Origin of the sequence: Prochlorococcus sp. MIT 0701, assembly GCF_000760295.1 — a bacterium.
GTDB lineage: Bacteria > Cyanobacteriota > Cyanobacteriia > PCC-6307 > Cyanobiaceae > Prochlorococcus.
The window spans coordinates 1-19,489 of the sequence record NZ_JNBA01000009.1 but is presented as its reverse complement, the minus strand read 5'-3'; the positions used below and the strand labels follow the sequence as shown (position 1 = coordinate 19,489).

22 protein-coding genes and 1 tRNA gene are annotated in these 19,489 nt (G+C 52.3%); 9 read left to right on the top strand and 14 right to left on the bottom strand.

Features of this window, described 5'->3' with window-relative positions; translation table 11 throughout:
• Positions 1-16: 16 nt before the first annotated feature.
• From EV12_RS01545 to psbB, 4 genes are all read right to left on the bottom strand, one after another.
• Positions 17-1,120 carry a 30S ribosomal protein S1 gene (locus tag EV12_RS01545; protein WP_036911164.1) on the bottom strand — a complete coding sequence of 368 codons (1,104 nt, stop codon included), beginning with the start codon at positions 1,118-1,120 and terminating at the stop codon, positions 17-19.
• A 101-nt stretch (positions 1,121-1,221) separates the two neighbouring features.
• Entirely contained in the window at positions 1,222-1,698 is a 477-nt protein-coding gene (gene nrdR / locus EV12_RS01540; protein ID WP_036911162.1) for a transcriptional regulator NrdR, read from the bottom strand.
• A 212-nt stretch (positions 1,699-1,910) separates the two neighbouring features.
• On the bottom strand, positions 1,911-2,018 hold the full coding sequence (locus tag EV12_RS01535; RefSeq protein ID WP_011131033.1) for a photosystem II reaction center protein T: 108 nt from the start codon (positions 2,016-2,018) through the stop codon (positions 1,911-1,913).
• A gap of 51 nt (positions 2,019-2,069) precedes the next feature.
• Complete coding sequence (psbB, locus tag EV12_RS01530) at positions 2,070-3,602, bottom strand: photosystem II chlorophyll-binding protein CP47 (protein ID WP_036911159.1); 1,533 nt, start codon at positions 3,600-3,602, stop codon at positions 2,070-2,072.
• A 250-nt stretch (positions 3,603-3,852) separates the two neighbouring features.
• On the opposite strand from psbB, the gene EV12_RS01525 reads away from it, so the two are divergent.
• The 6 genes from EV12_RS01525 (at position 3,853) to EV12_RS01505 (ending at position 8,096) form a co-directional block, all read left to right on the top strand.
• Positions 3,853-4,215, top strand: coding sequence for a 2Fe-2S iron-sulfur cluster-binding protein (locus EV12_RS01525; RefSeq protein ID WP_036911276.1), 363 nt, complete (start codon positions 3,853-3,855; stop codon positions 4,213-4,215).
• Positions 4,216-4,369: 154 nt separating this feature from the next.
• Positions 4,370-4,474, top strand: a complete 105-nt coding sequence (gene psbM / locus EV12_RS13005) for a photosystem II reaction center protein PsbM (RefSeq protein WP_011131030.1) — start codon at positions 4,370-4,372, stop codon at positions 4,472-4,474.
• Positions 4,475-4,999: 525 nt separating this feature from the next.
• Positions 5,000-5,455 carry an acyl-CoA thioesterase gene (locus EV12_RS01520; RefSeq protein WP_036911157.1) on the top strand — a complete coding sequence of 152 codons (456 nt, stop codon included), beginning with the start codon at positions 5,000-5,002 and terminating at the stop codon, positions 5,453-5,455.
• Positions 5,456-5,545: 90 nt separating this feature from the next.
• Entirely contained in the window at positions 5,546-6,604 is a 1,059-nt protein-coding gene (locus tag EV12_RS01515) for a DNA-processing protein DprA (RefSeq protein WP_052039503.1), read from the top strand.
• Positions 6,605-6,613: 9 nt separating this feature from the next.
• Positions 6,614-7,534 carry a peptide chain release factor N(5)-glutamine methyltransferase gene (gene prmC, locus EV12_RS01510; protein WP_036911153.1) on the top strand — a complete coding sequence of 307 codons (921 nt, stop codon included), beginning with the start codon at positions 6,614-6,616 and terminating at the stop codon, positions 7,532-7,534.
• On the top strand, positions 7,506-8,096 hold the full coding sequence (locus EV12_RS01505) for an L-threonylcarbamoyladenylate synthase (protein WP_036911151.1): 591 nt from the start codon (positions 7,506-7,508) through the stop codon (positions 8,094-8,096). Before prmC ends, EV12_RS01505 begins: the two co-directional genes overlap by 29 nt.
• Positions 8,097-8,836: 740 nt before the next feature.
• On the opposite strand, the gene EV12_RS01495 is transcribed toward EV12_RS01505, so the two are convergent.
• Positions 8,837-9,664 carry a hypothetical protein gene (locus tag EV12_RS01495; protein ID WP_036911147.1) on the bottom strand — a complete coding sequence of 276 codons (828 nt, stop codon included), beginning with the start codon at positions 9,662-9,664 and terminating at the stop codon, positions 8,837-8,839.
• Complete coding sequence (locus EV12_RS01490) at positions 9,661-9,972, bottom strand: hypothetical protein (RefSeq protein WP_036911145.1); 312 nt, start codon at positions 9,970-9,972, stop codon at positions 9,661-9,663. Before EV12_RS01490 ends, EV12_RS01495 begins: the two co-directional genes overlap by 4 nt.
• Before the next feature lie 1,008 nt (positions 9,973-10,980).
• Here EV12_RS01490 and EV12_RS13890 point away from each other — a divergent pair.
• Positions 10,981-11,154 carry a hypothetical protein gene (locus tag EV12_RS13890; RefSeq protein WP_193742106.1) on the top strand — a complete coding sequence of 58 codons (174 nt, stop codon included), beginning with the start codon at positions 10,981-10,983 and terminating at the stop codon, positions 11,152-11,154.
• A 119-nt stretch (positions 11,155-11,273) separates the two neighbouring features.
• On the opposite strand, the gene EV12_RS01485 is transcribed toward EV12_RS13890, so the two are convergent.
• From EV12_RS01485 to ctpZ, 7 genes are all read right to left on the bottom strand, one after another.
• Positions 11,274-11,345: transfer RNA gene (locus EV12_RS01485), tRNA-Thr, on the bottom strand.
• A complete protein-coding gene (locus EV12_RS13000) occupies positions 11,336-11,590 on the bottom strand; it encodes a response regulator transcription factor (RefSeq protein WP_241466524.1) in 255 nt (84 codons plus the stop codon). The genes EV12_RS01485 and EV12_RS13000 overlap by 10 nt, the downstream gene beginning before the upstream one ends.
• Before the next feature lie 76 nt (positions 11,591-11,666).
• Positions 11,667-12,068: a cell division topological specificity factor MinE gene (minE, locus tag EV12_RS01480; RefSeq protein WP_036911143.1), complete on the bottom strand. Its 402-nt coding sequence runs from the start codon at positions 12,066-12,068 to the stop codon at positions 11,667-11,669.
• A gap of 4 nt (positions 12,069-12,072) precedes the next feature.
• Positions 12,073-12,888: a septum site-determining protein MinD gene (minD, locus tag EV12_RS01475; protein ID WP_036911141.1), complete on the bottom strand. Its 816-nt coding sequence runs from the start codon at positions 12,886-12,888 to the stop codon at positions 12,073-12,075.
• Positions 12,889-13,041: 153 nt separating this feature from the next.
• Complete coding sequence (locus EV12_RS01470) at positions 13,042-13,719, bottom strand: septum site-determining protein MinC (protein WP_036911139.1); 678 nt, start codon at positions 13,717-13,719, stop codon at positions 13,042-13,044.
• Positions 13,720-13,762: 43 nt separating this feature from the next.
• Positions 13,763-15,004: an HD domain-containing protein gene (locus EV12_RS01465; protein ID WP_036911137.1), complete on the bottom strand. Its 1,242-nt coding sequence runs from the start codon at positions 15,002-15,004 to the stop codon at positions 13,763-13,765.
• Positions 15,001-16,341: a carboxyl-terminal processing protease CtpZ gene (gene ctpZ / locus EV12_RS01460; RefSeq protein ID WP_036911135.1), complete on the bottom strand. Its 1,341-nt coding sequence runs from the start codon at positions 16,339-16,341 to the stop codon at positions 15,001-15,003. Before ctpZ ends, EV12_RS01465 begins: the two co-directional genes overlap by 4 nt.
• A 59-nt stretch (positions 16,342-16,400) precedes the next feature.
• On the opposite strand from ctpZ, the gene petB reads away from it, so the two are divergent.
• Both petB and petD read left to right on the top strand, forming a co-directional pair.
• Complete coding sequence (petB, locus tag EV12_RS01455) at positions 16,401-17,057, top strand: cytochrome b6 (protein ID WP_036911133.1); 657 nt, start codon at positions 16,401-16,403, stop codon at positions 17,055-17,057.
• Positions 17,058-17,148: 91 nt separating this feature from the next.
• Positions 17,149-17,631 carry a cytochrome b6-f complex subunit IV gene (petD, locus tag EV12_RS01450; RefSeq protein WP_036911130.1) on the top strand — a complete coding sequence of 161 codons (483 nt, stop codon included), beginning with the start codon at positions 17,149-17,151 and terminating at the stop codon, positions 17,629-17,631.
• A gap of 41 nt (positions 17,632-17,672) precedes the next feature.
• Here petD and EV12_RS01445 read toward each other — a convergent pair whose 3' ends face one another.
• Positions 17,673-19,160, bottom strand: coding sequence for a glycoside hydrolase 100 family protein (locus EV12_RS01445; protein WP_036911127.1), 1,488 nt, complete (start codon positions 19,158-19,160; stop codon positions 17,673-17,675).
• Between the last annotated feature and the right edge of the window lie 329 nt (positions 19,161-19,489).

Sequence of the window (19,489 nt, the reverse complement as noted above, 5' to 3'; positions counted from 1 at the left end):
GGGCTAACTGTCAGGATTAGTCGAGGGGGACAACTTCTGAATCTTCGCCTTCCTCGGCCTGCTCGAGCAGCATCTGCTTGTAACGGGCGGCCATTTCTTCAGCTTTGTCAAAGACCTTCTGGGGATCGGTGAGCATGTCTCCGGGTTCGGGTTCAAGGGCCTTTGTAGATAGTGAAATTCGCCCTCTCTCCGCATCGAGATCGATGATCATGACTTTCATCTGATCATTCACGTTGAGAACCGAGTGGGGGGTCTCGATATGCTCGTGACTAATTTCGGAGATGTGAAGTAGGCCACTCACGCCACCGATGTCGATGAAGGCTCCGTAGGGCTTGATGCCGCGAACGGCGCCGATGACGACTTCGCCAACCTCGAGGCGATTCATCTTCCTTTCAACAAGAGCACGGCGATGGCTCAGTACCAAGCGATTGCGTTCTTCGTCGACTTCCAGGAATTTCAAAGGTAGGAAGTCAGCGACAAGCTCTTCCTTTGGTTTGCGGGTGCTGATGTGTGATCCGGGGATGAATCCTCGCAGGCCTTCCACCCTTACCAGGGCACCCCCGCGATTTGTCGCAAATACTTCGGAGTAGATGGTGGCATCTTCCTTTTGCAGCTGTCTTACCCGTTCCCATGCACGTTGGTATTCGATGCGGCGGATTGAAAGGGAGAGCTGTCCGTCTTCGTTCTCCTCACTCATGATGAAGAACTCGCGGATCTCTCCGGGTAGGAGGACGTCGCTGAGTCCTTCGACCCGATTGATCGACACTTCCTGAAGGGGCATGAAGGCTGCGGTCTTGGCCCCAATGTCGATCATTGCGCCCTTTGATTCAAGGGCAAACACCGTGCCGTTGACAATGTCACCGGGCTTGAAGTTGTAGTCGTACTTGCTCAGTAGCGATGCAAATTCATCAAGGGTGAATCCAGCTCCACTCAGGTCATTTTTGGCTGCCCGGCTGCTCGGGTCGTCGGCTGTTGGGACATCCTCTGGAATGCTCAGGTCTTCTTCAGCCAAGGCTTGCTTAGCAGCTTCGGCTGTCTCAGAAGCGGTATCTATTAGCTGCTCGCTGCTAGAGCTTTCAGCAGCAGAGTCCTGAACTTGTTCAGTTGGAGTCGCAGACATTGTTGGATGGCGGTCTGCCTTATGGCAGTGCGCAGGGAAATCCGAGTGGCCCGCCGACCTTTCGGAATTAATCGATCACTCTACAGATTGACTTCTTAATCTCAGCGAACGGCTGCGAGCTGTTCTTTGTTGGCATGAATGCCTTCAAGTGCTGCTACGAAATCATTAATTCCACGGAAATGACGATATACCGACGCAAAGCGTACGTAAGCGACCTCGCTCATTTCGGATAGTTGGTCCAAAATCATTTCACCGATTTCAGCACTATTAACTTCACGCCCACTTCGTTGTTGGAGCTGCAGTTCAAGCTCATTCACCACTGACTCAAGTCTGTCTTGCTCGAGACCGGTTTTTTCACAGGCCAAGGTAAGGCCATTAAGGATTTTACTGCGATTGAAAGTCTCTCGATTGCCATTACGCTTCAAAACTGTGATTGGCACAGTTTCGACGCGTTCGTAGGTAGTGAAGCGAAAGTCGCAATGTAAGCATTCACGGCGCCTTCTTACACTTCGCCCGGCATCAGCAGCGCGGGATTCAAGTACCCGACTATCAGTGTTTTGGCAGGAGGGGCATTGCATGCCCGTAAGACTCCAAAGGTAGTGAACTAAGTCTAGACAGTAATTCGAGCCTTGAGAAGGACCTGTTGATCTGCATTCTCAGGCGTTAGTGCTGTAAATCCTTTGCGAGGCAATGAGACTGCATGATTATTTGGATCAACGAGATTGGCAGCAGAAGTGCTTAAAGAGAAAAAAAAGCCCCGCCGAAGCGGGGCTTTGAAGAGATTGGCGTTTTATTTGCCACTGTCTTTGCCGATTTTCGGCGGATCACGGAATGCAACCGCGAAGAACAGTGTGGCAACCACCAGGGTCATTAAGAGGGTGTAAGCAAAAGCATCCATTGAGAGTCTCCGTAGGGTCGATCAGCTGAAGGTGTAGCTCCTGTGGAGGGCTTAAGTTTGCCCTGGAACGCGACGAGTAGAAGAGTCGCCCAACTTTTGGAAAACACCGAATTCAACCTGGTCGCCAAGGTCAGGATCGATACCGGCAAACACGTCGCGGTACAAGGTCCTAGCTGCATGCCACCAGTGGCCGAACAGGAACAAGAGCGCAAAGTTGACGTGAGCAAAGGTGAACCAGCCCCGAGGTGAGCTTCGGAAAACACCATCTGAAGCATAGGTCTCACGGTCGAATGTAAAGGCCTCACCAAGTTGAGCCTTGCGAGCGAGACGCTTCACATCAGCGGTATCAGTGAAGGTTTTTCCATCCATGGAACCGCCATAGATGGTTGCCGTCACGCCTTGCTGTTCAAAGGAATTCTTTGCTTCAGCACGGCGGAAGGGGATGTCAGCACGCACGGCGCCGTTCTGATCTTCGAGTAATACAGGGAAGTTCTCGAAGAAATTGGGAATTCGACGTACCTGCAGATCATTGCCTGCCTTGTCTTTGAAAGTGATGTGGCCGAGCCAGCCAGTAGCAAGGCCGTCGCCATTCACCATGGCGCCAACTCTAAATAGACCACCCTTGGCAGGGCTGTTACCTACGTAGTCGTAGAAGGCAAGCTTCTCAGGGATAGCGGCATAAGCCGCCTCTTGAGTAGCGCCGTCATCCATGGCTGACTGAACACGACGGTTGATTTCAGTTCTGTAGAAATTTTGGTCCCACTGATAACGGGTAGGTCCAAACAGTTCAACAGGCGTTGCTGCAGATCCGTACCACATCGTTCCTGAAACGATGAAGGCGATAGCGCAAACAGCCGCGCAGCCACTGGCTAGAACTGTTTCGATATTGCCCATTCGAAGGGCTTTGTAGAGCCGTTCTGGTGGGCGGTTGAGCATTTGGAAATGGCCACCAAGGAATCCAAAAAGGCCAGCAGCAATATGGTTAGCCACAATGCCGCCTGGGCTGAAGGGGTTGAATCCTGCAGCACCCCATTCCGGCGCCACATTCTCCAGATGACCTGTTAGTCCATATGGATCAGAGACCCACATCCCAGGACCCCAAAGGCCGGAGAGATGGAAGGCTCCAAATGTGAAGCAAAGGAACCCAGCAAGGGTTAAGTGGATGCCGAAGATTTTTGGCAGGTCTAATGCAGGCTCTTTAGTGCGTGGATCTAGCCAAAGATCAAGATCCCAGTAGGTCCAATGCCAGATCGCGGCCAGCATTAAAAGGCCACTGAAGACGATGTGAGCGGCAGCAACACCTTCGAAGCTCCAGAGGCCTGGATCAACGCCGGTTTCACCGGTGATGCTCCAGCCCCCCCAGCTGCCAGTAATTCCGCAGCGGGTCATGAACGGCATGACATACATGCCTTGCCGCCACATGGGGTTGAGGACGGGATCCGAAGGATCGAAGATGGCTAATTCGTAGAGGGCCATGGAGCCGGCCCAGCCGGCTAACAGGGCTGTGTGCATGAGGTGCACGGCCAGAAGTCGGCCGGGGTCGTTGATAACGACCGTGTGCACCCGATACCAGGGCAATCCCATGGGTCAGGTTCGGGGGAACGAAACGAAGCTGCTGATGCAGACAGACCCGCAGATCGTAAGACGTTCAGCATTAAGTGTGGACAAGGTTGTCGCTAGCTGCAACGTGTAGTGATACAGGAACGGCTCTTATGGAGCGGTTGTAACGGGTTGCCGATTTGGCAAAGGTGAGGTTTGGCTGATGTGGAGGTTTGGTTACAAACTGCAATGCCACGCTTGAGACAAAATGGGTTGTCTTTTGCGTTCCAGATCCATGCCCATCATTCGCTTTGTTAGGGAAGGCAAAGATGTTGAGTGCAAGCAGGGCGAAAATCTCAGGGAGGTTGCCTTGCGCGAGGGAATGGAGCTCTACGGGCTGAAAGGAAAGCTGGGGAACTGTGGAGGTTGTGGTCAGTGCATTACTTGTTTTGTTGGAATTGAGGGGGAGAGCAAAGTTGGAGCGCTTTCACCAAGAACTGAGGTTGAGGAAATCAAGCTCAGGCGTCGTCCTGAGAATTGGCGCCTTGCTTGTCAGACCATTGTCATGTCGTCAGTGATCGTCGTGACTCGACCACAGGAAACTCTGCTCAATGCCAAGAGTCGTCTTGAGGCTGCACGTGCGCAAAAGCTGTCTTAAGGGGCCAGCTATCCCCTCGAATCAGAGGGGTTGATGGTGTGATCTCAGCTTGTTTTGAAAGGGCGTGGGCTGCTACGCCCGGTGACGAGGCTTGAGCAGATTGCAGTTTGGGTAGCTTGCGGGTGATACTTTCCCGGAGTAATCCTCTGCGACCATGCCTGTAAACAACTTCGGCTTCCTAGCCACCCTTCTGTTCGTAGCGGTTCCGATGTTGTTTCTGATTGGTCTTTATATCCAGACCAACAGCAACAAAAGCTGATCAACTTCTTGCCGGTTTGAAGGCAATCCGCTTGCCAGTTTCAACTGGGTTCTTGGTCCTGGTCAATCAGGACTGAAGCGGTTTCATCAACTCAGGTGAAGTTGCTCACCGGAACTCCCAACCAGTTTGTCGAGGTCCAAAAGGCCCTTGATCAGTTCTTGTTGGCGACTTTCCTAAGCAATTGAAACTAGATCTGCGTTCACTTCAACCACCATCTGGGCCACGTTCGCTTTGGTTCTCCCCTGCTTTATGGGCGTTTCGATTGCGTTGGGGCTGATTCTCATTACCTTGCCAATGTTTCGGCGGGGAATGGGCCACAACTCTTTTGGTGGGGTTGCGCTATCTAGCTGGACAGCTTTCAGTAATCAGACTTAGACGACAGATAACAGCTGTTTTGAACTTGGGAAGGTCAGTTCGGGTAGAGCATTTTCAGCATTCCTTCGAGTTAGTTCTTGGTCATTAGGTTCTTGTGCAAGCTGTACCAGGCTTTGCAGCAGCCTATGGCGAGTTAGCTAGGAGTTCGGCATGCTGATTAAGAGTGAGAAGACTCAGCCTTGGACGCTGCGTAAGCGGGTGTTGCCGCAGCACACAGATCACGCTGGCGTGATGTGGCATGGGGCCTATTTGGCATGGCTGGAGGAGGCTCGAGTGGAGGCTTTGGCGCAGGCAGGCTTGCCCTATGACCGCATCTCGGCAGACGGATTGGAGATGCCTGTGGTGCGTCTTGAGATTCACTATCGTCGTGCGCTTCGCCATGGTGAGGTGGTAGTGCTGGAGAGTTGGTCTCTGCCGTGCGATGGGGTGCGATGGCCCTGGTTCACAGTTTTCGCAACGGAGGCAGGGGATCGGGTCGCTGATGCTCAGGTGGATCTTGTCCTGGTCAATGTCATGGACTTGAGGCGGCGGGTTCTACGTCAACCCCCAGAGCCTCTTGCGAGTGCTTTACGGCAACTCCAGAAGGGGCCAGAGCTGCACCTGTAAGATTGATGGTTCATATGTACCATTTTACTTGTGGAATGTCGGTATTGGTGGTGGCTCTGGAGCCGCTGTCCAGGGATTGGAGTTGCTCGAATGGGGGATCTCGAGGCGGTAGGCCATGCTCACGAGGTCAGTCTGGCTGAGCTATGGACTTGGCCTGAGGAAAGGTTGCGCAAGGTGCTCTCCTGGCCGACAGCCTTGTTCACAGACTTGAGCATCCACCGCAGCAAGTGGGGAACTTGTCCAAGTGTCGACGTGCCGGAGGATGTCCTGTTGCCTGTGGATTTGCTTTGGCCGGAAGGGTTTCGTGCCTTGAAGCGCCCCCCTTTGGCGCTTTTCTGGCAGGGCCGGCAGGAGCTTTTGGTAAGCCTTGGGGCTCATAGGGCGGTAGCAATTGTTGGCACACGACGGCCTTCGAACCATGGTTTGCGTATGGCTGAAGCATTGGGCCGTGCTTTGGCACTAGCGGGTTGGCCTGTGATCAGTGGCCTTGCAGAAGGGATTGATGCGGCTGCCCATCGCGGCTGCTTGGAAGGCGGTGGTGCGCCAGTGGGCGTGCTGGGAACACCTTTGCAGAAGGTCTATCCCCGGCAGAATGAGGGCCTTCAAGCTTTGGTCGCGGCTCAAGGGCTGCTGGTCACGGAGCAGCCTCGTGAGATTTTGGTCAAGCGGGGTTGTTTTGCAGCCCGTAATCGCTTATTGGTGGCCTTGGCAAAGGCTGTGGTCGTAGTCGAGTGCCCCGAGAGAAGTGGAGCCTTGATTACAGCTCGGCGAGCAATAGAGCAGCAATGTCAGCTGTTGGTCGTGCCCGGAGATGCAAGGCGATGGTCGGCCCTCGGCAGCAATGCTTTGTTGTTGGATCAGGCTTCCCCTTTGCTAAGCCCTGAAGCTCTTGTAAAACAACTTGGTACTGGTCCGCTGGCGATTCCTTCTCCGTCGGTTGCTTGTGATTTATCTGGTTCTCGATCTAGCTCACGAGCCGGCCAGCATGGCGATACAGCACTGTTGCAGGCTATTGGCGATGGGGCGTCCTTGGAGGATTTGATGACCTGTCTGAATCTGTCTTCGGCGCGATTGACAGAAAAATTGCTTCAGTTGGAGTTGCAGGGGGTTTTGGTGGCAGAGCCTGGATTGCATTGGCGTTTGGCCTAGCCTGTTTCGATGGCATTGCTGGAGATTTCCGCAGCAGAGCTATTGGCCTGGCGTCGTTTGCAGTTGGCGGGAGGAGGCCGTGCTGTTGATTTTGACTGGTTGCTTGATTTGGGTGGAGGTTTGCGCTGGAGCGATCTTCAGCAGCTTTATCTCGATCCACGACGTTCATTGCTGCTTGAGCGACCCCTTGATCAACTGGCAATGATCTGGAAGCAACATCTTGATCATCACATTCCTCTTCAGCACTTGATCGGTTGCTGCCCTTGGAGGGACGTTGAGCTGGAGGTCAGTGCGGCGGCATTGATTCCCCGTCAGGAGACTGAGCTGTTGGTGGATTTTGCTTTGCAAGCATTGGCTCGGCAACCTTTTGGTCGCTGGGCCGATTTGGGGACAGGTTCAGGAGCACTAGCTGTGGCGTTGGCTCGCGCTCTACCTGTTTGGCACGGACATGCAGTGGATTGCAGTATCGAGGCCTTGGCTTTGGCGAAACGGAACTTGCAAAGGCTTGCGCCCCATGCCTTATGGCAGCTGCATCAGGGCAGTTGGTGGGAGCCTTTGCGGCCTTGGTGGGGAGAGTTCAGCTTGGTGCTGGTCAACCCTCCCTACATCCCAGAAGCTGTAATGGCTCAACTTGAACCTGTGGTCCGTGATCATGAGCCGCATTTGGCTCTATGCGGGGGAGCCGATGGTTTGGTGGCCACTCGTCAAATCATTGCTGGTGCCATGCAGGCCTTAGCGCCTGGTGGTTGGCTGTTCTTGGAACACCACCATGACCAGAGCGATGCCGTGCTGGCTTTGATGCGTCAGCAGGGTTTGGAGAATCTGGAGTACAAGTCAGATTTACTGGGGGTAAGGCGCTTTGCCATTGCTCGGCATCCTGAACATCACGAGTCTTTGAACCATGGCACTTCTGCCTTCGGCTGTTCTTGACGCCAGTGCCTTGGCATCCAGATTGGAGGCTGGTTCAGCGGCCTTATTGCCCACAGACACCTTGCCAGCTTTGGCGGCCTCTCCTGTTCACGCTGCACAGTTATGGACCATGAAGCAGAGGTCGGCCGATAAACCTCTGATTCTGATGGGAGCTAATCCTGAAGAGTTACTTGCGCATGCTTCGCCGCTTGCTTTGGAGGATGCCTGGACGATGGCCAGGCGCTATTGGCCAGGGGCCCTCACCTTGGTTGTACCGGCTTCGGGTGTGCTTGTTGAGGCTCTTAATCCCGGAGCTTTCACGCTTGGGTTGCGAGTACCGGATTGTGGAGTGATTAGGTGCTTGCTGGAGCAGAGCGGGCCGCTAGCCACAACGAGCGCCAATTTGTCTGGTGCTGCTCCCACTTTCTCTGCAGAGGCTGCTACTACTTGCTTCCCAGGATTGCCATTATTGGGGCCATTGCCATGGCCGACGCCTTCTGGTTTGGCCAGCACGGTGTTGGCTTGGCAAGGGGCCGGGCGTTGGCATGAGTTGCGACGTGGTGCAGTGGTGCTTGAGCTTTGAATGAATCGCGCGATCACTAGAGCATGGCGATTCCAATGGTCTAACCAACGCCGGATAAGAGGTGCATTGCAGAGACAACTTGAGGGATGTAAAAAAAACTCGTCTCAAAGGGGGTGATTTGTTCAGGCTGCTGCTTAGGAAGAGCCGTTGTTGGTTGGCTATAAAGCTTTTGCTGCTCTGATGCCTAGTCACGAATCCCTATTCGTATCAGCCAGTTGAGCTCATCTAGCTCGTGCTTGAATTCGCCGATATTTCTTTCACAAGTCTGGCGAAGCCTGTCTAGTTGAAGATATTTTGTGCTATCTGTCTCCACATTATTCATTTGAGCTGTCAGGCTGTAAAAAGCTTTCCAACACTCTTTTAAGACATTGTTGAGCTCACAGCCTCTATCGAGCTCTGATTGAGAGAGTTTTGTGAGCTTCACCCAATACCTTGATGTGATGTTTAAACATAGAAATACCAGCGCCGAATTGCCACGACCTTAACAATCGCTACATTTTTTAACTGTTGCGAAACCTTATCGCAAGGCTCATTGAATTATTTGATTTCGTTAAGCGCATCGTCAGATCAGTGGGTAATTGCCCTGATTAACTGGTGTATGTTGCCTAACTAATGCAATAAGAGGCAAAGTGTGCCTTTTGAATTGATCTTTTCCCTTCATTTTCCGCTTGTTGGCGAGGCTTGTAAAGCACAGTGAGATTGATTGATGATCAGGCTTTTTTAATGTTTTCCTGCGCTCTTTATTCAGGTCTTGAATTGTTTAGATCAACAATATCCCGACCATTTGAATCTTTGCGCCAGCCGTTATTTTTTCGGCAAAGGCCAAAGTTAAGAAAGCCTAAGGTGATTCCTTCTTGAAGATGCTTGGGGAATAAGCCGCCCAGCTTCTTAGTCTCTTCTTCAGTAAAAAACTTCAAAACTTCATTTTTGATGCCAAGCTCAAAAGTTTGCTTGTCGAACACCAGCTCACCTTGATTCAGCTTTATTGCCAGTTCTCGGATGGTTGCAGTAACACTCAGAAGCTTGACAGGATCCTTTTGCTGTTTGTTGATCTCTGCAACTTGTGCACTTGTAGGTTGGGGCATTATTGGAATTGGGTAGCCAAGTTCGATTGTTTTCTTCATTAGATCATCTCTCAACGTCTTTACTGCACCTGTTTGACTTGGGTCACCCGCAAGAATAGCCTCAACAAACTTCATTAGATCATTCCTTTTGGATTGGGATGAGTGAAGTAATGTTCGTATAGAAGCTTTGATGGCAGTGACATCAAGGCGAGATTGGGTTTCTCTGATTGACTCAGTTAGTAAACTTGATACGTCATCTTTTTTGCTTACTGCAATCGATTTGATCTTCGACAAGGCGTATTTGCCTGAAGCAATCCATTTAACTACTTCGCTCAATCCTTTATTTGGCCTTGACCATCTCAGTAAGCAACCTAGTGCGACGACAATCTCATGGATATAGTAGTCGTGAATTTCAGTGGCAATAGTTTTTGCACTGGCTGTTGAGATTTCATTGTTCTCAGAGTAATCGCTTGGTATGTTGTCAACTTTCCCTTGGCCAATCATTGCTCAACTCCTTGACCTTTTACCTCGACAAGAGCATCAGTTCTACTTAGGCAATATGTGCTCACTGCAAACCATACGAGTTTCATCCTAAGTGTCTCTTCGTTGTCGAATTCGTCTTTCAAGTCAGAGTCTATATATCCAGTCTCCTCTATTATCTCATGGATATCGGCTTCAAAATGCTCGTAAAGATAATCGAGTTCCCATACTTCTCTGAAGCCGTCAAATCCTGCAGATATGCCTCGATGGTTAATCTCTCTAATCTCTTGTGAATTGCAGAAGCGCTGGTCCAGGAATTCTATAAATCTCATTGCCTTGTCTCTTGTTTTAGCATGATCCTAGCAATAGCTTCTCTATTAGGCCCAAATACCATTGGGGCCATCAATCCTTTGACGTTTTTCAGTAGACAGCTTCTGATCCGACGAGAAGCATGATTGAGCTCTTGATTGGGAACCCTCAATGTTTGTTTTTCATCCATCTGTGTTGTTTTTGTGATCGCCTTAGCGCTTCGCTAGTGATTAAGTCTTTTTCAAGATTTAATTCTGAAATTGCTTCAAAGAGTTACTTGATGTCAAGGAGTAGTTTGGCACATTGGCTGATGCTTGATAGGTAGATTTCATAAACTTATCTGATTCATATAAGATTAGGAACTTCACATTGGGCTTGCTAAGTAGCCAGCCAGTGGTCTTTGGATGGCTAGGTCTTGTTGGAACTGCTGATGTGGCTTGGTGATTGCAAATGCAAGCTTCAGAAGATGTGGACCTGAAAGTGCTTGGCTAGAAGTAGTTAGTATTCCGTAGTGATCTCGCATCTCTTAAAGGAGATAGAACTTTATTGATAGCTAGACTTCTTAGCTGCTGCATAGGCAGCAGATTGATAAACTTTGTTTTCACCATTGAAGGGATGACTGTCTTCTGATAGAAGCAAGATCTTCAGCTTTATATGCGTTGAAACCTTTCCCTCTCATTAAATGGGATTGAGCAATCTCCTGTAGCAGTGTAGCTTTACTGACCTTATAGATGCTTCAGCGGCTGTTTTGTATTTTGTTTGCTTTCATGTTTTGCTATTGCATCTTTTCCGCTTGCCAAGGTCTCCTTGCAATTGTTTTGGTCGTTGCCCAGATGTTCACTGCTGCCGATGCTTCTGGTTGGGTGGTGGCATTCCCGCGAGCTTAGGGTTACAACCTCTTTGTAAGCTTCAGGTGCTTTGATCGTGGCGAATAGAAATTAGTCTGTTGTTCAACGATGGTTACCATCAACTCTTCACAATGTTGCCAGTCACCTAAAAGTGGCTCTGATGCCTAAATTGCCTTCTCCCACATGCTCTGGCTGATCGGCTTGGTATTGCTTCTTCAGGCCAGTTTCCATTGGCTGTTAGAGCAGGCGACTGTGATTACTACACCGATCTTTGAATTACGGGGTCTCGGTTGGGTGCTGTTGCTGCTTGGAGCTTGGTTGCTCGCAGGGAAGGTGAAGGATCAGGCTGATGGTTGAGAGGTTTGAAGAGTTCTTTAGGACAGGAAGTTCGACAAGTGTGTCAAAAAGGAAGGGCTCTTGTGCTCCCTTGATCTTCTTGTTTGGCAGCTTGGCTGTTGACATTCATCATTCTGAAGTGCCGGCTAACGGATTTGAACCGATGGCCTTCGCTTTACAAAAGCGCTGCTCTACCACTGAGCTAAGCCGGCAATCCCGGAAGTGTAACGACGGATGTGGGTGCTTCTGGCTGATAGTTGGCAATCAGCCACAACGTGAGTTCGAGTCGGCTTTGACAGCCGGTTTTGGCGAGGGCATGGCTGATGTGACTTTCCACCGTTCGTGGACTAAGGATCAGTCTTTGTGCGATGGCTTTGTTACTGAGACCCTCAAGCAACAAAGTCACCACGGATTGCTCCGCTGGGCTTAGTCGTTGCGGTTCAGCTGATGGAGGCAATGGAAAAGAGTTTGATTGACTTTTTGGCTGCATAGCAGCAAAGCAATTTCCTTAAGGATTCCCCCTCTTCTCCGTCCTATTCCATTGCTCCAGGAGTTGAGACGGATTCTTGGCTGTTGGAAACCTTCTCTTGGCTGCTGACAGCTTTCTCTTGGCTGCTGACAGCTTTCTCTTGGCTGCTGATAGCCATCTCTTGGCTGCTGACAGCTTTGGATTTGGAACGTTTGATCGGCAAGTTAGCCACTAAGGCCGTCATGCGATCTTCGGTTTCAAGGCTTACGTCCCCTCCCTCAATGTCAATCTCCACGTACTTGGCAACGACCTCAAAGATCTCGCGGCGCATTTGATCGAGCAGTTCAGGGCTTAGATCGCTGCGGTCATGGGCAAGCACCAGCTGAAGGCGCTCCCTTGCCGTTTTGGCACTGGCTGGTTGGCGGCCCAGCAATTTGTCAAGGATGTCTCGCAGAGTGGTTGCCATTACTTCAAAAGATCTTGGTTTGCATCAAACGCCACACCTTTTCGCGTAGTCCAAGTCCCTCCTTGGCCGGATCGATCAGAGGAACATCTTCCCCTTGAAGGCGACGCGCAATGTTGGAGTAGGCACGAGCGGCTGGAGAGTTGTTGGCACTGAGGGTGAGCGGCTCACCGCGGTTGGTACTCACAATCACCTGTTCGTCCTCTAGGACTAAACCAAGCAAGGGCAGGGCCAGGATGTCGGTCACATCGTCTGCAGCCAGCATCTCTTGATTGGCCATCATCTTTGGACGCACCCTATTGAGTACCAGTTGAACAGGGTGCACACCATGGGTGTTCAGTAAGCCGATGACACGATCGGCATCGCGCACTGCCGAAACCTCAGGGGTTGTGATCACAATTGCTTCCTTGGCAGCAGCAACAGCATTTTTGAAGCCGTCTTCGATCCCCGCGGGGCAATCAATTAATACATAGTCGAATTGCTTGGCCAGCATCGCGCCAATGCGTTGCATGTCCTCAGGTTTGAGCCACTCGAGCATGCGGGGGTTTCCGGCGGGTAGAAGGGAGAGGTTTGGCTCTTGCTTGTGTTTCACCAGAGCCTGATCAAGCCGGCAGTTCTCTGAGAGCACTTCCTGAGCGGTGTAGACGATTCGGTTCTCCAGGCCCAGTAGTAGATCGAGGTTGCGCAAGCCGAAATCGGCATCCAACACAACGGTGTGAACTCCAAGCTTGGCAAGAGCAATGCCCAGGTTGGCGGTGAGGGTGGTTTTGCCGACGCCTCCTTTCCCTGAGCAGATCAGAATGGTGCGTGTCGTTGGCGCCACGGGCCATTGAAAAGTTCGGTCAGCTTAAGTGGCGTAGGTAATAGGCCCAAGTGAAATGGTCCAAGGTTTGCAATGGAACAAATGGGCTTTGTTCAACGGGGCGTTAGCAGGAGGCATCATTCTTCAGTGTGTTTGCCTTTTGATGCTGAAGAATTAACCGTTGAATCTGTTAGCCCTAGCAGGCTCGATCATGATTGCGCCTCCCTCAAGCCGGGCCTCTTCCGCTAAGCCAGGTTGGGGTTGATCTTCAGGGCCTCGAGCAACTGCGTCGCCAATACGCAGCTGAAGTGGCCTGAGTTGTAGGGCCACAATTTTTGCTTTTGTGTCACCGTCCTGTCCGGCATGAGCAATGCCGCGTAGTCGGCCCCAAACCATCACGTCGCCTCCAGCTGATATGCGTGCGCCGGGGTTGACATCCCCGAGTAGCAGCACGTCTCCTTCTGCGCTCAGATGGTCTCCTGATCGCAGAGTGCCTTGGTGGAAGAGCAGTTTTGGGGGTGTCTTGGGCTTGGGTTGTGCATCGCCCGAGCGTGTTTTGGAGTTGTGTCCCTGTGGAGAGGCCATATGCGTTGGATAACCCAGAGCAGCAGCGCTGACAAGGGTTTCTCGCAAGTTGGCGTGAATTCTGGTCAGCGTCACCCCTGCTCTGTTCAGCAGCTCCGTCAGCTGATGCAGGTCCCGGCAACCAAGTTGCCAGTCGCGGCAATCGAGTTCGGTGGGCCCAAGGTCAAGTTCATTGAGCTTGGCCGGCAATGTTTCTCGCCAATGTGCTTCTCGGCACCAGGGGAGTGTGAGTCGTTGTGTTTCAGGCTCGCCCACCTTTATCTCCATGACCCTGGTCAGATGAGGAGGCTAGGCCAGTCAGTCCGTCTGTCTAGGTTGCCAGCTCAGCTTGAAGCTCCCCATGGATCTCTCGGGGATAAATCAACCATGAAGAGTCGGCTGGGGTAATCAAGCTGGCGACGAGAGGAGAGGCTTGCTCGAGGGCTCGCAATTGCTTTCCGTCCCAAAGGCGTAGCCCTCCTTTGTAAGGGTGATAACCGCGCTGTTGCTGATGGCGTAATCCACAGCAGAGCGCTGGATCGAAGCCTTGGCGTTCAGCAAGTTGCCGAGTCAGAGTGAGTACCTCTAGCTGGTTGCTATGGCTCAGATGCTCCACTGCAAGGGCTTTTAGTAGGTGGCGATTGAGGAAGCGTTTGCAGAGTTCGGCCAGAGGTGCAGGTCCCTCGTCTTGCCAACGCAGTAGGTGATAGCCGGTGCGCAGGTCATCATTGGCGAGGAATGTGTCGAGGTCGAGTTGATTGAGGCTCCAGAGCCAGGTGGCCATGATCTTGTCGGCCCAAACATGAGCAGCTCCGAGTTGGCGAGCGGTGCGCACCACCTGCTCAAGTAGCCAGTTGCAAACAACATTGAGACGGTGGTTGTAGACACTGCGGTACATCAGGTTGCGTACGACCAGGTAGTGCTCAACTGCCATTAGGCCTTTTGGATGAATGGCCATGGCTCCATCAGGCGCCAGGGTTAGGGCGGAGAGGATTCGCTCGAGGTCGAGCTGGCCGTAATGGGTGCCTGTGCTGTAGCTGTCTCGTAAGAGATAGTCGAGTCGGTCGCAGTCCAGCTGGCTACTAACTAGAGCCTTGATCACGCTGCGGGGTGTACTTCCCCGTTCGAGAAGATCGGCTACTGCATCAGCAGTGCCCGGGGCGTAGGCCTCAAGTGGCGCACGCACGGCGGGATGTTCTCTCACCACACGCGCCGACCAGGTCTCATGGTCCAGACCAAATATTTCCTCTCCGGTATGGCTTAGTGGGGCATGGCCAAGGTCATGCAGTAGTGCTGCTCCATAGAGCAGTCCGCGATGTTCATGTAGGCCTGAGTCGAACTGCAGCAACCTTTCCAGAGCAAGGCGTGCGAGATGGAAGACCCCAAGGGAATGGGTGAAGCGACTGGATTCAGCTCCATGAAAGGTGAGGAAGGCTGGTCCAAGCTGACGGATGCGCCGCAGCCGCTGGAATGGCGCCGCATCGATCAACTGCATCACCATGGCCTCTGCTGCATCGCTGGCATTGAGGGTGATACCGCGATGGAGAGGGTCGTGATATGTGCGCACACTCATGAATCATCACGATTCTGCTGAGTCTTGGATTGAACATCTTCAGCACTATCCAGCTGAACATCTTCTGTTTTCTCTAACTGGGCCTCCTGATCGCGGTCGATTTGGGCCTCCATCCAGAGTTCAGCATCATGCAACCAACGGTCTTCTTCCCCTCCAGGATTGAGGGGTTCCGGAGGATCAAGAATCCGATCCGGCTCGATGCCCTGGTTTTGAATGTCTCGGCCGCTTGGAGTCATGTATCCGGCCACAGTCACTGCAAGGCCGCTACCGTCGCTGAGGTTGGTGAGTGTTTGGATCAGACCCTTGCCAAATGTGCGGCTGCCAAGCAGCTGTGACCGGCTGTTGTCCTGGAGGGCACCAGCCAAGATTTCGCTCGCGCTGGCAGTCCCGCCGTTGACCAGTGTCACCATCGGACCGTCATAAAGGGTTTCAATTGCAGAAGGGATTGCTTCGTTGATCCGCTCTCGGTTGCGTGTCTCCACGATTGGGGAGCCACTCAGGAAGGCATCCGCTACAGCTAGACCGGAGCTCACTAACCCACCGGAGTTATTGCGAAGATCTAGAACAAGGCCTTCAATCTCCTTTTCTGACAGCTCCTGAAGCGCTTCTTTGACCTGTTCGGGCACTCCTTCACTGAACTGGGTGATGCGTAGGTAGCCCAGGGTGTGTTTGGCACTTCTAAGACGGCGAGTACGTACTGGTCTGAGGTCCACACTGCGTCGCTCCAGGGTGAGCTCTTCGCTGGATCCATTTGGAGGTTGCAGCTTTACTACAACTTGTGAGCCCACTTCTCCCCTCAGCCTTGCAGCTGTGGCCTCGAGTCCAAGGCCTTGTGGAGACTGGCCATCCACGCTGAGTAGGGCCGTGCCGCTTGTGACACCTGCATCGGCCGCAGGGGAGCCTTCAAGAGGAGCGATAACCACAACCTGGCCATCCTCAGCGCGTGCCCCCAGCTGTAGGCCAACGCCGTTGATCTCGCTGCCCAAATTGGTCGTTTTTATGGCGGTGTAGTCCTGTGGTCTCAATAGTCTTGTGTAGGGATCTTCAAGCGGAAGCAGCATGGCTTCGATGGCCTCATAGGCCTCGTCACTACTGTTGATTGCTTTTTCTAATGCCTGCTCTCTGAGCCTTCGCCAGTGCACCTGATCGAACTTGGCTGGGTCTAGATATGCCTGGTTGACGAGGCGCCAGCTTTCAACGATCAGTTGTTGGGCATCATTCAATGCCATGGCTGGAGTCGCCATCAGCAGCAAGCAAAGACCCAGGCTCAGCAACGCAAGCCATAGGCGCCTCAGCGGATGTGATCGGGAATTAGTAGTCGGCAACATTGGCTTCATCCCGGGCGCTGTCCATGCAGGACGTTAAGTAGACTCTCGCAATCCGGACCCTCATTTGCATGACGAACTCCTCACCTGTCTACGACTGGTTTCAGGAACGTCTTGAGATTCAGGCCATAGCTGACGATGTCAGCTCCAAGTACGTGCCTCCACACGTCAATATTTTCTACTGCTTAGGCGGAATCACGCTGGTGTGCTTCCTGGTTCAGTTCGCGACAGGTTTCGCGATGACCTTTTACTACAAGCCCACTGTGGCTGAGGCCTATAGCTCTGTGAGCTACCTGATGTCAGATGTCAGTTTCGGCTGGTTGATTCGTTCTGTGCATCGTTGGAGCGCCTCGATGATGGTGTTGATGCTGATCTTGCACGTCTTTCGCGTGTATCTCACCGGCGGCTTTAAGCGTCCTCGAGAGCTCACCTGGGTTACCGGTGTTGTGATGGCTGTGATTACCGTTTCTTTTGGTGTCACCGGTTATTCCCTCCCTTGGGATCAAGTCGGTTACTGGGCTGTGAAGATCGTTTCAGGCGTGCCTGCTGCTATTCCCGTGGTTGGAGACTTCATGGTCGAATTGCTTCGCGGTGGCGAGAGCGTCGGGCAGTCCACCCTGACGCGTTTTTATAGTCTTCACACCTTTGTGCTGCCCTGGCTACTTGCAGTGTTCATGCTCATGCATTTCCTGATGATCAGGAAGCAGGGCATTTCGGGCCCGTTGTAAGCGTCAATCATTCATCCTCATTACCCCACTTCACGTTTTTATATCTCAGTTCAGCACCTACTTCATTCGCTAACTATTCGGCCAAAATCCCATGCACATTCTTAAGAAGCCAGATTTCTCTGATCCAAAATTGAGGGCGAAACTGGCCAAGGGCATGGGGCATAACTACTACGGTGAGCCAGCTTGGCCGAATGATCTTCTTTACATTTTCCCAGTAGTGATTCTGGGAACGTTTGCTTGCCTTGTTGGTCTTGCCGTGCTTGATCCCGCGATGTTGGGTGATAAAGCAGACCCCTTTGCAACGCCTCTAGAGATTCTTCCTGAGTGGTATCTCTATCCGGTGTTTCAGATTCTTCGGGTCGTTCCTAATAAGCTGCTTGGCATCGCTCTGCAGACCCTTGTTCCTCTCGGGTTGATGCTTATTCCCTTCATCGAAAGCTTTAATAAGTATCAGAATCCATTTCGCAGGCCGATTGCTATGGCTTTCTTTCTATTCGGAACTGTGATTACGATTTATCTTGGCATCGGTGCTTGTCTTCCCATCGACAAGTCGCTAACTCTGGGTTTGTTCTGAACGGGTTTTAAAAGTCAAGCTTTGCTGCAATCAACCCGGCTTCACGCCGGGTTTTTTGTTGGCTCCACCTCATGATTTGGCAGAAGTTCATCGAGATCCAACCACAACACGTCGTCGGGGCAGACGCGTAGCAGGTGGTGGAGAAGTAGAAAGCCAACCATGGTCCAGGTCTGGTAGGTCCTTGACTGCTGTCCTACCCAGGTGCCTGTTGGTCCATCAAAGTATTCGGCCCATTTTTGACGCGGCAGTTGGTTTAATTGGCTCCAGTAACACTCCTCCAGCAGGGCGCGCATTTCACCCATCAGCAGCACGTCGGCCTCAGGATGACGTCGTTCATGTAGCAAGATTGAGGCTCCGAAGAACCAGAGCAGGCTGGGCCAGTGTCCACCGTTGTGATAGCTCCATGGCCAGTTTTTCGGGTCTGAACCTGTCTTGTTCTGCCATTCCGCCCCTTCCATGGGCGGATGGCAGATGCGCATTGGCATCTGAGCCATCAGATGCTGTCGGTTGTGAAGCACCAGTCGGAACAGAGCGCGCTGTTGTGGGGCGGTGAGTAGTCCAAAGAGGCAGGCCAGGGAGTTCCCGAGACTGTAAAAACGAAAGTCAGGTCGTCCGGTGCGGATGTTGCCGATGAGATAGCCGCCCCGGTTTTCAAGCCAGTCTTGAAGCCAGTCGGGAACGACCTGTGGTTGAACGTTGAACTCGTTTTGGTGCTGGTTATCGCCGTATTGCTCTGTGGGTCTTCTCCGCAGCACCTGCATTGTCTTGCTGGTGACCCAGTAGTGCTTGAGCAGGAATTGACGTAGGTCATGCACCCATTGGCGGGTCAGTAAGAGACGTTGGTCGAGAAGCCGACTGACATTATTCTTGCGACTCAGTTCCATCAGCTCGATGCAGCTGCGTAGGGAGGCATAGAGCAGTACTTCCACTTCAAGTGGTGCCCCCCAAACATCCATGGGGCGGTCAATCATGAATGAGCAATCCTGCACAAATAGAACTGGAGTGCCCTCGAAGGTGGGATGCAACACGAGATCGAGCATCAGCTGCACACCTCGTTGGACCTTTTGGTTTGTGCCGAAGTTCTTGTCGCCGCTGCGCTTGACATAGAGCCAGCACAAAATTGGCCACCAAAGGCTTGCGTCCACAGAGGTGATCCTGCCGATTGAGCGCTGGCCATAGTCAGCAATGAGCTCGCCTTGTTCCTCAACGAAGCTGGTGGGGAACACCCCGCGTGTCTGATAGGTGGTGCTTTGCAGATCTAGGCAAACGCTGAGGAATTGCTTCACCTCCTTGTAACGCTTTTGGGTGAGTAGGTAGATCATCACGGGCACGTTGTCGCGCAGGAAGATCTCGCCGTAATTGAGAGCTTTGTTATGGGGCTGATGCTCAAGAGCCGCCACGCTGCCAGCCACAGTGCCGCCTACTTCGATCAGCGTGCGTTCGAAATGCTCCTTGACCTGCTGCACCACCTGGTCTTCATTGGAGTTGGGACGAACCCTCTGGTTTTGCTGGTTTAAGCGTCCGGCCATGGACTGATTTGCAATGCATTTGCCAAACGCTAGTGATGGGAGCCTTGACCAACAGTGGAAGCAACTATGGAGATGGGAGCGATTGAGAAACGATTGCGTAAGGGGTATGAAATGGGCTATGTTTTTGGACTGCGCAAAGGGCTGAGTCCTGTAGCGCAGGCCACGCGATGCTGATGGCGAAAGCTTGAGGTGTCAGTGGGTGCTTACAAGATCAGAGGAGCGATCCGCTGGTGTTGTAGGTTTTAGAAGCGATCGCAAGATCGCAGCGCCTGACACTCCTTACAAGGGAGTGGAGGAGCAGAACCTGGACAACTTAAGAGTTTAGGAAC

Coding starts and splice junctions, on each gene's coding strand:
- EV12_RS01520 (WP_036911157.1), top strand. CDS start 5,000: ATGCTGATTAAGAGTGAGAAGACTCAGCCTTGGACGCTGCGTAAGCGG.
- ctpZ (WP_036911135.1), bottom strand. CDS start 16,341: ATGAAGCCAATGTTGCCGACTACTAATTCCCGATCACATCCGCTGAGG.
- EV12_RS01465 (WP_036911137.1), bottom strand. CDS start 15,004: ATGAGTGTGCGCACATATCACGACCCTCTCCATCGCGGTATCACCCTC.
- EV12_RS01515 (WP_052039503.1), top strand. CDS start 5,546: ATGGGGGATCTCGAGGCGGTAGGCCATGCTCACGAGGTCAGTCTGGCT.
- minE (WP_036911143.1), bottom strand. CDS start 12,068: ATGGCAACCACTCTGCGAGACATCCTTGACAAATTGCTGGGCCGCCAA.
- EV12_RS13890 (WP_193742106.1), top strand. CDS start 10,981: ATGCTCTGGCTGATCGGCTTGGTATTGCTTCTTCAGGCCAGTTTCCAT.
- EV12_RS01505 (WP_036911151.1), top strand. CDS start 7,506: ATGGCACTTCTGCCTTCGGCTGTTCTTGACGCCAGTGCCTTGGCATCC.
- EV12_RS01495 (WP_036911147.1), bottom strand. CDS start 9,664: ATGATTGGCCAAGGGAAAGTTGACAACATACCAAGCGATTACTCTGAG.
- EV12_RS01535 (WP_011131033.1), bottom strand. CDS start 2,018: ATGGATGCTTTTGCTTACACCCTCTTAATGACCCTGGTGGTTGCCACA.
- psbM (WP_011131030.1), top strand. CDS start 4,370: ATGCCTGTAAACAACTTCGGCTTCCTAGCCACCCTTCTGTTCGTAGCG.
- EV12_RS01525 (WP_036911276.1), top strand. CDS start 3,853: ATGCCCATCATTCGCTTTGTTAGGGAAGGCAAAGATGTTGAGTGCAAG.
- prmC (WP_036911153.1), top strand. CDS start 6,614: ATGGCATTGCTGGAGATTTCCGCAGCAGAGCTATTGGCCTGGCGTCGT.
- EV12_RS01545 (WP_036911164.1), bottom strand. CDS start 1,120: ATGTCTGCGACTCCAACTGAACAAGTTCAGGACTCTGCTGCTGAAAGC.
- psbB (WP_036911159.1), bottom strand. CDS start 3,602: ATGGGATTGCCCTGGTATCGGGTGCACACGGTCGTTATCAACGACCCC.
- nrdR (WP_036911162.1), bottom strand. CDS start 1,698: ATGCAATGCCCCTCCTGCCAAAACACTGATAGTCGGGTACTTGAATCC.
- EV12_RS01470 (WP_036911139.1), bottom strand. CDS start 13,719: ATGGAGATAAAGGTGGGCGAGCCTGAAACACAACGACTCACACTCCCC.
- petB (WP_036911133.1), top strand. CDS start 16,401: ATGACGAACTCCTCACCTGTCTACGACTGGTTTCAGGAACGTCTTGAG.
- petD (WP_036911130.1), top strand. CDS start 17,149: ATGCACATTCTTAAGAAGCCAGATTTCTCTGATCCAAAATTGAGGGCG.
- EV12_RS01490 (WP_036911145.1), bottom strand. CDS start 9,972: ATGAGATTTATAGAATTCCTGGACCAGCGCTTCTGCAATTCACAAGAG.
- EV12_RS01445 (WP_036911127.1), bottom strand. CDS start 19,160: ATGGCCGGACGCTTAAACCAGCAAAACCAGAGGGTTCGTCCCAACTCC.